General features: G+C 31.2%; 8 protein-coding genes. 6 read left to right on the top strand and 2 right to left on the bottom strand.

Features of this window, described 5'->3' with window-relative positions:
* Positions 1 to 450 precede the first annotated feature (450 nt).
* On the bottom strand, positions 451 to 1,059 hold the full coding sequence (locus ACFSSB_RS11805) for a superoxide dismutase (protein WP_379904463.1): 609 nt from the start codon (positions 1,057 to 1,059) through the stop codon (positions 451 to 453).
* Between the two features lie 122 nt (positions 1,060 to 1,181).
* On the opposite strand from ACFSSB_RS11805, the gene ACFSSB_RS11800 reads away from it, so the two are divergent.
* The 5 genes from ACFSSB_RS11800 (at position 1,182) to ACFSSB_RS11780 (ending at position 10,895) form a co-directional block, all read left to right on the top strand.
* On the top strand, positions 1,182 to 4,331 hold the full coding sequence (locus ACFSSB_RS11800) for a UvrD-helicase domain-containing protein (RefSeq protein ID WP_379904461.1): 3,150 nt from the start codon (positions 1,182 to 1,184) through the stop codon (positions 4,329 to 4,331).
* Positions 4,332 to 4,538: 207 nt separating this feature from the next.
* Positions 4,539 to 5,732, top strand: coding sequence for a glycine C-acetyltransferase (kbl, locus tag ACFSSB_RS11795; protein ID WP_379904459.1), 1,194 nt, complete (start codon positions 4,539 to 4,541; stop codon positions 5,730 to 5,732).
* A gap of 123 nt (positions 5,733 to 5,855) precedes the next feature.
* Positions 5,856 to 7,244 carry an OmpA family protein gene (locus ACFSSB_RS11790; protein ID WP_379904457.1) on the top strand — a complete coding sequence of 463 codons (1,389 nt, stop codon included), beginning with the start codon at positions 5,856 to 5,858 and terminating at the stop codon, positions 7,242 to 7,244.
* Between the two features lie 70 nt (positions 7,245 to 7,314).
* Complete coding sequence (locus ACFSSB_RS11785) at positions 7,315 to 10,062, top strand: PD-(D/E)XK nuclease family protein (protein WP_379904455.1); 2,748 nt, start codon at positions 7,315 to 7,317, stop codon at positions 10,060 to 10,062.
* Complete coding sequence (locus ACFSSB_RS11780; RefSeq protein ID WP_379904453.1) at positions 10,059 to 10,895, top strand: alpha/beta hydrolase family protein; 837 nt, start codon at positions 10,059 to 10,061, stop codon at positions 10,893 to 10,895. Before ACFSSB_RS11785 ends, ACFSSB_RS11780 begins: the two co-directional genes overlap by 4 nt.
* Positions 10,896 to 10,900: 5 nt before the next feature.
* On the opposite strand, the gene ACFSSB_RS11775 is transcribed toward ACFSSB_RS11780, so the two are convergent.
* A complete protein-coding gene (locus tag ACFSSB_RS11775; RefSeq protein ID WP_379904451.1) occupies positions 10,901 to 11,695 on the bottom strand; it encodes a universal stress protein in 795 nt (264 codons plus the stop codon).
* An 82-nt stretch (positions 11,696 to 11,777) separates the two neighbouring features.
* On the opposite strand from ACFSSB_RS11775, the gene ACFSSB_RS11770 reads away from it, so the two are divergent.
* The gene (locus ACFSSB_RS11770; protein WP_379904449.1) at positions 11,778 to 13,112 is read left to right on the top strand and encodes an MATE family efflux transporter; all 1,335 of its coding nucleotides are present in this window, start codon (positions 11,778 to 11,780) and stop codon (positions 13,110 to 13,112) included.
* Positions 13,113 to 13,118 lie beyond the last annotated feature (6 nt).

The raw sequence follows: 13,118 nt of genomic DNA, 5'->3' as shown, positions 1-13,118 counted from the left end.
GGTTAAGTTCATGGTAGATTTGGGGCAAAAAAGGTGAACGCTAGTTCACCTTTTTTATTTTTAAAATTTATATTTTCTGCTTTATAAGATATTTCTTCCTAAAATCAACTTTTTTATCCTTTAGACTAATAAATTAGTCGTTTATCTAATAATTTTCCATTTATAACCAAAGCAGGCGTATATTTGTGAAACCATAACATAAGTAGGTTAAGTTTATGGTAGATTTGGGGCAAAAAAGCTGAACTCTCGTTCAGCTTTTTTCATTTTACATCCTCAAAAAATAAACCTTTTACAATTACAATAATTATAACTCTTTAGCGTTTAATAAATATCACCATAACATAAGTAGGTTAAGTTTATGGTAGATTTGGGACGAAAAAAGGTGAACGCTAGTTCACCTTTTTTTATACACCTAATTGTTTAAGCGCCTATTGTATTTGTTGTAAAAGCTTATTTAGCTTCTGCATAACGTCTTTCCACTTCGTTCCAGTTAATTACATTAAAGAAAGCTTCAATATAGTCTGGTCTTCTGTTTTGGTAGTTTAAGTAGTATGCGTGTTCCCAAACATCTAATCCTAAAATTGGTGTTCCGCCACAAGTAACTCCTGGCATTAAAGGATTGTCTTGATTTGGTGTAGAACAAACTTCTACTTTTCCTCCTTTATGCACACATAACCAAGCCCAACCAGAACCAAATTGTGTTGCTGCAGCTTTACTAAAAGCATCTTTAAAAGCATCTACAGAACCATAAGCTGCTTCAATAGCATCTTTTAATTCACCAGATAAACGTCCTTTTCCTTCTGGATTCATTACTTCCCAAAATAAAGAGTGGTTATAAAAACCTCCTCCATTATTTCTAACAGCTGCATTGCTCATATCTAGATTACCAAGAATATCTTCAATAGATTTTCCGTCTAAATCTGTTCCTTCAATTGCTGCGTTTAATTTTGTTGTATAACCATTATGATGTTTCGTATGGTGTATCTCCATTGTGCGAGCATCAATGTTTGGTTCTAAAGCATCATACGCATATTTTAATTTCGGTAATTCGAAAGCCATAATATTTCTTTTTATTAGTTAATATTTAATTTCTTTCAAATTTACGCATAAATGCCTTCAATTAAAAATAATAAATAGTTATCAAATTATTGATAATTTTTATCTTGTCTAAAATTTTACGCATGACTAATCCACATCCTTTTACTATTTATAATGCTTCTGCTGGAAGCGGAAAAACATTTACACTAGTAAAAGAGTATTTAAAGATTTTACTGCAATCTAATAATACACAACAATACAAGCACATACTAGCTATTACATTTACCAACAAAGCAGTTGGTGAAATGAAAGAACGTATTATAGAAATGCTAACCGAATTTTCTTCAGAAGACATACTAAAAAACCCAAATAGTATGTTTAGTGTTCTTGCGGAAGAATTAGAAATAAAACCAGAGGTACTTCAAAAAAAATCAAAAAAAATATTAAACAGTATTATTTATAACTATGCTGCTTTTGATGTTTCTACTATTGATGGCTTTACCCACAAAATAATTAGAACTTTTGCACATGATTTAAAACTACCATTAAATTTTGAAGTAGAACTTGATCAAGATGCTCTTTTACAAGAAGCTGTTGATAGCTTAATTGCAAAAGCTGGAACCAATAAAGAACTCACCAAAGTATTGGTTGATTTTGCTATTGAAAAAGCAGATGAGGATAAAAGTTGGGATATTTCTTTTGACTTTAACAAAATTGCAAAACTCTTAGTTAAAGAAAATGACTTAGTACATATTGAAAAAATAAAAGACAAATCTCTTGAAGATTTTAAAGTACTTAAAACACAATTAAGAAAAGACGTAAAAACAGTTGAGAAACAAATTGTAACATTAGCGCAAAATGTATTAACCTTAATAAGTGAATCTGGTTTAGAATTTAATGCTTTTTCAGGAGGTTACTTGCCTAAACATTTTGATAAGTTGGCTAATAAAAACTTTTCAGTAAAATTTGATAACAAATGGCAAATCACATTAATTGAAAACGAGACATTATACCCAAAACGTGTAACTCCAGAAATTGCTTCAACAATAGATGCTATTCAACCTCATTTAATTAAAGCTTTTCAAGAAACCAAAAAACTGATTTTTCAAAATAACTTCTTAAAAGCCTTTTATAAAAACATTACGCCATTATCTGTTTTAAATGCCATAAATAAAGAACTAACAAATATAAAACTTGACCAAAATAAATTATTAATTTCAGAATTTAACACCTTAATAAGCAAAGAAATAAAAGACCAACCAACGCCTTTTATTTATGAACGATTGGGAGAAAAATTTAGATACTATTTTATAGATGAGTTTCAAGATACCTCTAAGTTACAGTGGCAAAATTTAATTCCGTTAATAGATAATTCACTTGCAGGTGAAAACCTAAAACAAGAAAAAGGAACTGCTATGCTAGTAGGAGATTCTAAACAAGCAATCTACAGATGGCGAGGTGGTGAAGCAGAGCAATTTATAGATTTATACTCTAAAAAAGCACTTCCTTTTCAGGTAGAACAACATGTAGATAATTTACCAACTAACTACAGAAGCTACAAAGAAATTATACAATTTAACAACAGCTTTTTTAACTATATAGCAGAAACCTTTTTTAACCATAACGACTATAGCAACCTGTATATTGAAGGTTCTAACCAAAATACGTTTAATAAAAACGAAGGCTATATTCAACTAGACTTTTTAGATCTTAAAAACGAAAACAGAGATGAAATCTATCCGCAAAAAGTACTAGAAATCATAAAAACCTGTCAAGAAAAAGGATTTACCTATCAAGACATTTGCATTTTAGTACGTAAGAAAAAAGAAGGTATTGCTATTGCAGAATTTTTAAACACAGAAAACATACCTATTATGTCTTCTGAGACCATGCTTATTTTTAACAGTCCAGAAGTGCAATTTATTCACCATATACTGTCCCTTTTAGTACAGTCTGATAATGATGAAATAAAAGTAAAAGCACTAAATTATCTTACACAAAAATTTAAAATAGAAGATAAGCATGCCTTTTTTAGTCAACACACAAAAGAGTCGCTTTATCAAACCTTTAAAAGTTTTGAAACCTACAACATATATCTAACTCCAAATCAATTACTACAATTACCTTTATATGAATTAGCAGAAAGTATTGTTCGTAATTTCAACCTTGTTGAAACCTCAAACGCTTACGTACAATATTATCTCGATTTTGTTTTAGAGTACTCGCAAAAACAAGGTTCTAGTCTATCTGGCTTTTTAGAACACGCAAACAATAAAAAAGACAACCTAAGCATTGTTTCTCCGCAAGGGCAAAATGCAGTACAAATTATGACCATTCATAAATCTAAAGGACTAGAATTTCCGGTTGTTATTTTTCCGTATGCAGATTTAAACATATATAAAGAAATAGAACCAAAAGAATGGTTTCCCTTACAAGCAGAAAACTTTAATGGCTTTTCTAACACCTTATTAAACTACAATAAAGAGTTTGAAAACTACGGAGAAATTGGTTTACAAATTCACAATAAACACCAAGCAGAACTACAATTAGACAATATTAATCTATTGTATGTTGCACTAACCAGGCCTAAAGAACAACTCTATATCATTAGCAAAAGAGATGTTTCTAGCAACGATTTAGCAGAGCAAACATCGTACGCAAGCCTATTTATCAATTACTTAAAAAAGGCACAAAAATATCAGGAAAACGAAATCATGTACTCCTTTGGTAATCCTGCTAAAACATCAAAAAAAGAAAGCACACACAAGCAAATTATAGAGCAGCAAGAATTTATTACCACAACCAAAGAAAGTCACAACATAAAAATTGTAACCAATTCTGGTTATTTATGGAACACTGCACAAGAAAAAGCCATTGAAAAAGGAAACCTTATTCATAATATTATGGCACATATTAAAACAAAAGAAGACATTGCTTTTGCTATTTCTCATTTTTTAGACAAGGCCATTATTAATCCAGAACAAGCACAAGAATTACAAAAAACCGTAACACAAATAACAGAACATAAAGATTTACAAAACTTCTTTAAGGCAGAAAACACCATTTATAATGAGCGAGATATAATTTCTAACCAAGAAATTATAAGACCAGATAGATTGGTTATAAATTCTAAAAACCAAGCCACAATTATAGATTACAAAACCGGAGCAATTAACAAAAAACACCAATTACAATTAGAAAAATACCAACGCATTATAGAAGAAATGCCTTACCAAGTAACTAATAAAATTTTAGTTTACATCAATGAAGACATTAACGTTGTATCCTTTTAATATTGGCGTTACGCTTTTTCGCTAAAGACTACAAAGCGTCGTGTTATACACTATATCTTTTTTATTTTTTTGTGTTCGTTACACAGCACAGACCTTTAACACGCCTTAAGCTAAGAGCTAACAAAGAGAATATACTACAAATAAAAAAGGATGCCGTTTCTACCACTAACGCAAAAAACATTATAAATTTGTAAAAAAATTAAAACCATGTACGGAAATATAAAACAGCAATTACAACAAGAAATACAAGACATAAAAGACAACGGACTTTACAAAGAAGAACGTATTATCACTTCACCACAAGGAGCAGAAATCACCTTAAACACAGGTGAAACTGTTTTAAACTTTTGTGCTAATAACTACTTAGGGCTTTCGTCACACCCAGAGGTTATTCAAGCAGCAAAAGACGCTATGGATACACACGGATTTGGTATGTCATCGGTTCGTTTTATTTGTGGTACACAAGACATACATAAAGAACTAGAACAAAAAATAGCAGATTTCTATGGTACAGAAGACACCATATTGTATGCTGCAGCTTTTGATGCCAATGGAGGTGTTTTTGAACCTTTATTAGGAAAAGAAGATGCAATTATATCAGACTCTTTAAACCACGCTTCTATAATTGATGGAGTACGTTTATGTAAAGCTGCTCGCTATCGTTATGCCAATAACGACATGGCAGATTTAGAAAAACAATTAATAGAAGCCAATAAAAATGGCGCTAGAAATAAAATTATTGTAACCGATGGTGTTTTCTCAATGGATGGCCTAGTGGCTCCATTAGATAAAATTTGTGATTTAGCAGACAAATACGATGCTATGGTTATGATCGATGAGTGTCATGCCACAGGATTTATAGGGCCAAAAGGTATTGGTACCTTAGAAGAAAAAGGCGTATTAGGTAGAGTAGATATTATCACAGGAACCCTTGGTAAAGCCTTAGGTGGAGCAATGGGAGGATATACAACTGCTAAAAAAGAAATTATTGAAATCTTACGTCAGAGATCAAGACCTTATTTATTTTCAAATTCTTTAGCTCCAGCAATAGTTGGCGCATCTATTAAGGTTTTTGACATGCTTAAAAATGACACTAGTTTACGTGATAAATTAGAATGGAATACCAACTACTTTAAAAGCGGAATGAAAAAGGCTGGTTTTGACATTATTGATGGTGATTCTGCCATTGTTCCAGTAATGCTTTATGATGCGAAACTATCTCAAAACATGGCAAATATGCTTTTAAAAGAGGGTATTTATGTTATTGGGTTCTTTTTTCCTGTAGTACCTAAAGAAAAAGCAAGAATTAGAGTACAACTATCTGCCGCTCATGAAAAAGAGCATTTAGATAAGGCTATCGCTAGCTTCATTAAAGTTGGGCAAACTTTAGAAATTATTTAAATTGATTACAAACAGTTAATTTTAAACGCTTTTTCGAATATTTTTTTATATTTGTCTTTGTTAATAATATTTAACAACTTACTTTTGCTTATCAATTAACACTTAAAAATTAAATTTTTGAATATGAAAAATCTTAGCAGATTATTGTTAGCTATGTTGCTTGTATTAGGTTTTAGCAGCACATATGCACAAGATGAAAACAATCCTTGGGCAATTAGTTTTGGGGTAAACGCAGTTGACCTTTATCCAACCAATGGACCAAGTCCTTATCAAGGTGAATACTTTGATGAATTCTTTAATGCAACTGACCACTGGAACATACTACCTTCTTTATCCACTATTAATGTTTCTAAATATCTTAGTGATGGTTTTTCTATTGGAGTTACAGGTTCTATAAACAAAATTGAAAAAATCGGAGAAACTGTAGGAGTACCTAGCGTAGAAGTTAGTGAAATGTCTTACTACGGAATTGATGGTGTTGTAAAATACAGCTTAGCTCAATTATTAAACAGTAAAACTTTCGAGCCTTATGCAGGTGTTGGTGGAGGTTACACTTGGATTGATGAAATTGGAGCTGGTACTTTAAACGTTTCTGGAGGAATAAACTTTTGGTTTACTGATAACATCGGTCTTAATATCCAAAGTACATACAAACATTCTTTCGAAGATTACTTAACTAAACATTTCCAACACTCTGCAGGTTTAACTGTTAAGTTTGGTGGAAAAGATACTGATGGTGACGGTGTATATGACAAAAACGATGCTTGTCCAGAAGTTCCTGGTTTAGAAGCTTTCAACGGTTGTCCTGATGCTGATGGTGACGGAATCGAAGATTCTAAAGATTCTTGTCCTAACGAAGCTGGTTTAGCTGAGTTAAACGGATGCCCTGACACTGATGGTGATGGTATTGCTGATAAAGATGATAAATGTCCTACAGTTGCTGGTTTAAAAGCTTTAGCTGGTTGTCCTGATGCTGATGCTGATGGTGTTGCTGATGTAGACGATAAATGTCCTAGCGAAGCTGGACCAATTGCAAACAACGGATGCCCTTGGCCAGATGCTGATGGTGACGGTGTGTTAGACAAAGATGATAAATGTCCTAACGAAGCTGGTGTAGTTGCTAATAATGGTTGTCCTGAAGTTGTTGCTCCTACTGCAGAAGTAATGGCTACTTTAAACAACTATGCTAGAACGATCTTATTTGCTAGCGCTAAATCATCTTTCAAACAAGAAACTTTCCCAGTATTACAAGCAATTACTGCTATCTTAAAAGAATATCCTGCTTCAACTTTTACAATTGAAGGACACACGGATAGTGATGGTGCTAAAGCTTCTAATCAATTATTATCTGAAAGAAGAGCTAACGCTGTAAGAGATTACTTAATCTCTAATGGAGTTGCTGCTGACAGATTAGTTGCTACTGGATTTGGTGAAGAATACCCAATCGATACTAACGCTACTAGAGCTGGTAAGAAAAATAACAGACGTGTTGAAGTAAAACTTAAAAAATAAGTTTACTTAAACAATCTAAATATTTAATAAAAACGCTTCGATTTATCGAAGCGTTTTTTATTTTTATAGAATGACAACATTCATTCTAGATGTACTTAAAGATTTACAAAATAAGAATAAAGACCTATCTTCTATTCTCTTTATTTTACCCAGCAAACGTGCTGGTATTTTTTTAAAACACCAAATTGCTCAGATAGTTAATCAAACCATTTTATCTCCTAAAATTATTAGTATAGAAGAGTTTGTTGAAGACTTATCGCAATTAAAAAAAACATCCAACACAGAGCTTCTTTTTATATTTTATAAAACCTATTTAGAATTAACTAAAAAAGAAGAACAGGAAACCTTTGATTCTTTTTCTAAATGGGCTCAAATTGTTTTACAAGACTTTAATGAAATAGATAGATATCTTATTCCTCAAGAAAAGATATTTAACTACCTAAGCGCTATTCAAGATTTAAAACATTGGTCTTTAGAAGAGCCTAAATCAGACTTTATAAAAAAGTATCTCTCTTTTTGGAATAAATTAAACCTGTACTATACAAAGTTTACCGAAGATCTATTAGAAAACAAAACAGGTTATCAAGGTCTAATCTATAGAGAAGCAGTAGAAAACATAGAATCTTACATACAGAGTAACCCAAATACCGAACACATTTTTCTAGGCTTTAACGCCTTGAATGCTGCCGAAGAAGTAATTATTCAAGAATTATTACAAAATGAATTAGCAGATATTTATTGGGATATTGATTCTAAATTTTTTGATAATGCTTTTCATGATGCTGGACTATTTACTAGACAACATCACAAAAACTGGAAGTACTTTGCTAACAACCCTTTTAATTGGAAAACAAATAATTATACACAAGAAAAAAACATTGAGGTTTTTGGAATACCTAAAAACATAGGGCAAGCAAAATACATAGGAACACTTTTACAGTCTTTACAACAAAAAAATGAAAAACTAGAAAACACTGCTGTTGTACTTGCTGATGAAAACCTACTTACACCTACATTAAACGCGCTTCCGCCAGCTGTAGATGCCTTAAATATTACAATGGGTTTTCCTTTACAATCCATTCCGTTAGCTTCATTATTTGAGCAAATATTTCAATTTCACAAAAAAGAAAATAACACATTTTATTATAAAGATGTAATTGCCATAATATCGCATCAGTTTATAAGACCTCTTTTAAACAATAACCATGTAGATATTGCTTCAAAAATTACAAACACGATACTTACTAACAATTTAGTTTATCTAACTTTAGAGCAATTAAAAGAACTTGCAATAGCTTCTACAGAAATAATAGACTTACTGTTTGCTATTAAAGAAAACAACGTAGAGAACCTACTTAAAAACTGCTCACAGCTTATTTTAACCATAAAAGAAGATTTAGACCAAAACAAATCTTTAAACAAGCTTTCTTTAGAGTATTTATTTCGTTTTAATGAGCTTTTTAATGAACTTAATAATTACAATACCAAATATCGTTTTATTAAAGATATTCATACGCTTCATGGCATTTACAAAGAGCTATTAAGTGCAGCTACACTAGATTTTCAAGGAGAACCACTTCAAGGATTACAAATCATGGGAATGTTAGAATCTCGTGTACTAGATTTTAAAACAGTTATTATAGCTTCTGTAAATGAAGGCATACTTCCTTCTGGTAAAACAAACAATTCTTTTATTCCATTTGATGTTAAAATAGAAAACCAATTACCTACGTATAAAGAAAAAGACGCAGTCTATACGTACCACTTCTACAGGTTATTGCAACGTGCCGAAAACGTATATATTTTATACAATACAGAAGCAGATGTACTAACAGGTGGAGAAAAAAGTAGATTTATTACACAATTAGAATTAGAAGGAATTCACACTATTAAGCATCAAATTGTAACACCTAAAGTAGAAGCTTGTTTTTCTGAATTAATTGAAATTGAAAAAACACCAGCAATACTAAACCGGTTAAAACAAATTGCAGAAAAAGGTTTTTCTCCTTCCTCTATTACCAATTACATAAGAAATCCTATAGATTTTTATTACCAAAAAGTACTAGGTATTGCAGAACAAGAAGACGTAGAAGAAAGCGTAGCTTTTAACACACTTGGTACTGTTGTACACAACACTTTAGAAGATTTATATACCGATTTTAAAAACTCTTTTTTAACCGTTGATGCTTTAGAAAAACAAAAGCCTAAAATTAACGAAAGAATTACCCATCATTTTAAAAACGAATATAAAGAAGGTGATATAAGCAAAGGAAAAAACCTCATCATTTTTGAAATTGCAAAACGCTACGTAAGCAACTTTATTAATTTAGAAATTGAGGATTTAAAAAAAGGAAATGAAATTAAAATCATTTCTTTGGAAGCTGATAATAGAGCATCTGTTGCCATTCCGGAATTAGATTTTGAAGTAAACCTTACCGGAAAAGTAGATCGTGTAGACCAGTATAACGGAATTACCAGAATTATAGATTATAAAACAGGAAAAGTAAGCAATACTGATGTAGAAATTACAGAATGGGAAGCCATTACAACAGACTACAAAAAATACAGTAAAAGCTTTCAGGTGCTGCTTTATGCGTATATGATGAATCAACAAAACAAAGTAAATCTACCTCTAGAAGCTGGTATTGTTTCATTTAAAAATTTAAGCGCTGGACTTTTAAAATTTGCAGTAAAAGAAGGTAGAAGTAAAAACCAACTTATTACCCAAGAAACACTAGATAATTTTGAAATAGAACTCAAAAAAATAATTCTAGAAATCTGTAACCCTGAAATAAACTTTATTGAAAAAGAAGTATGATTAATAAAAACCAAATACTATACAGAAACGCTAAAAAACCAATAGTTTGGGATGCTTTTTACAAAGACAATAGTAACAAAAAACCTTTGGTTCTATTTTGTCATGGCTACAAAGGGTTTAAAGATTGGGGAAGTTGGGATTTGGTAGCACAAGCATTTAGTGATGCAGATCTGTTTTTTGTAAAATTTAATTTTTCGCATAATGGAGGAACCATAAATCAACCTATTGATTTTCCAGATTTAGAAGCTTTTGCAGAAAATAATTACACCAAAGAATTAGAAGATATAGATAGCATGTTAAACTTTCTTACTTCTAATGAGCATCCTTACAAAAACCAAATAGACACTAGTAATATAACATTAATAGGCCACTCACGAGGTGGAGGAATATCTATAATTAAAGCATCTGAAGACTCTAGAATCACAAAACTAATCACTTGGGCTAGTGTGAGTAGTTTTGGTAAAAGGTTTTCTACAACAGGAGATCTTGAACAATGGAAAAAAGATGGCGTTAAATATGTTTTAAATGGCAGAACTAAACAAAAAATGCCACATAACTACCAGTTTTATCTAGACTATAAAGCAAATGAAGAACGTTTAGATATTGCTTTAGCAGCAAAAAAATTAAAAATTCCTTTTTTAATAATTCATGCTCTAGAAGATCCAACCGTACTTTTTAACGAAGCAGAAGATCTTCATGCGTATAACACAACTAGCACATTGTGTAAAATAGAAAACAGTAACCACGTGTTTAACAGTTCACATCCTTATAAAAACAAAAAACTACCTGAGGCGTTACAACAGGTAGTTACTAAAAGTATTTCTTTTATATAATATTTTTACTCTGCGCCTTTTAAAACTAAAAGCGGTACACGACTTTCAAAATCCACTTTCTTAATGGTGTTTTGCTCCCAAAGTTTTTTAAAGAATCCTCTTTTACGTCTAAAAACACAAATAATATCTGGATTTTGCTTGTTTAAATGCTCTAAAACACCTTGAAACAATGTGGCGTTTTCAGAACTGTTATAAGAAGAAGTCAATGCTGCTAATTCACTATAAAATTCTAAATCTTCAGGTAAAAAGGTCTGTGTTTTTACTTGTAATAAATGCATATTTGCCTTAAAAGTTATTAAAACCTCTTCTAAAGGTAATAACGCATCCTTTTTACTTACTACTCCAGACTTTATTGCTGTTAAAATCTTTTTTATTGGAGTAAAAGCATAGTCTTCAGGTATAATTAAAACAGGAATATCGGTTTGTTTAACAATGCTTCCAGGTGTTCTTCCTAAATAATAACTTTCTTGCAAATCATTAGGTCGCTGACCTACAATTATTAAATCTACTCCTAATTCTTTGTTTATTGTCTCAATGCTATCTACAACTCCTCCTTTGGCAGATATTATTTTTACTGTTACATTTTTTGTATCTATTTGGTCTACAACTTCTTTAACATTTGCAACCTGTTCTCTTGCAACAATACTATCTACATTTATTATTGCTCCTGCCTTAGGAGCTACACTAAAGGATCTAAAAACATAAACATCTGCATGCATAACTTCTGCAAAATCAATAGCGTATTGTAGCGTGTTTTTTGCATTTTTAGATGCACCAATAGGAACTAGAATATTTTTCATTTCTTATTATTTAGACAGCAAAAATACAGATTTTATAATTATTGTTGCGACCTTTACCTTTTCTTAAATAAATTTTAAAGAATTGGCTACCAAAATAAGTCTGAAACAAATTAATAAACTTGCAATACCTGCTTTAATTGCTGGTGTTTCTGAGCCCATTTTATCTTTAACAGATACAGCTATTGTTGGTAATATACCTATAAACGCTACAGAGTCTTTAGCTGCTGTTGGTATTGTTGGTGCTTTTATTTCTATGCTAATTTGGGTTTTAGGACAAACAAGAAGTGCTATTTCATCTATAGTTTCGCAATATGTTGGTGCAGACAATGTCGAGGCAGTAAAAAACCTTCCTGCGCAAGCTATTTTTATCATTACCTCTTTAAGCGTACTGATTATTATTGGCACCTATCCTTTTGCAAATAGTATTTTTAAACTCTATAATGCATCTGGTTTAATTCTAGATTACAGTGTAGCCTATTATAAAATTCGTGTTTTTGGTTTTCCTTTTACGCTTTTTACCATAGCTGTTTTTGGTACATTTAGAGGATTGCAAAACACTTATTACCCAATGCTTATTGCTATAATTGGTGCTTTGGTAAATATTATTTTCGATTTTATTTTGGTATATGGCATTGAAGGCTACGTTCCTGCTATGCATATTAAAGGTGCAGCTTATGCAAGTGTATTTGCTCAACTTTTAATGGCTGTTTTTTCGGCATATTACTTATTAACAAAAACCAATATTCCGTTGCGTTTTAGCTTTCCTTTTAACAAAGAAATAAAACGCTTTATACTCATGATTCTTAATTTGTTTGTACGCACGCTTGCCTTAAATGTTACCTTATATTTTGCAAGTGCTTTTTCTACAAGCTATGGTAAACAATATATTGCAGCCTATACTATTGCTATTAACCTGTGGTTTCTTGGTGCTTTTATTATTGATGGTTATGCTAGTGCTGGAAATATATTATCCGGAAAACTATTAGGAGGAAAAGAATACAAAAACCTATTACTACTAAGTAATAAATTAATAAAATACGGCATTGTTGTAGGTATAATCATTGCCACAATAGGAGCTATTTTATACTATCCTATAGGAACCATTTTTACAAAAGAACCAGAAGTATTAAAATCTTTTTACAACATCTTTTGGTTGGTATTACTCATGCAACCACTTTGTGCGCTAGCTTTTATTTTTGACGGTATTTTTAAAGGATTAGGAAAAATGAAAACCCTTAGAAACGTTTTACTCTTTGCTACCTTTATTGTTTTTATACCAATCCTTTTTTGGCTAGATGCTTTAGACTATAAACTATATGCCATTTTTATAGCCTTTACACTATGGATTATTGCTAGAGGCTTACCTTTAATCATATTATTTAGAAAAGAATTTTTACCCCTTTCACAAAAGGTGTAACTTTGA

It is taken from the genome of Lacinutrix gracilariae, from assembly GCF_042684485.1.
In the GTDB taxonomy this organism is placed as follows: domain Bacteria; phylum Bacteroidota; class Bacteroidia; order Flavobacteriales; family Flavobacteriaceae; genus Oceanihabitans; species Oceanihabitans gracilariae.
The sequence above is the reverse complement of the archived record's forward strand: the minus strand, read 5'-3'. Positions and strand labels throughout refer to the sequence as shown.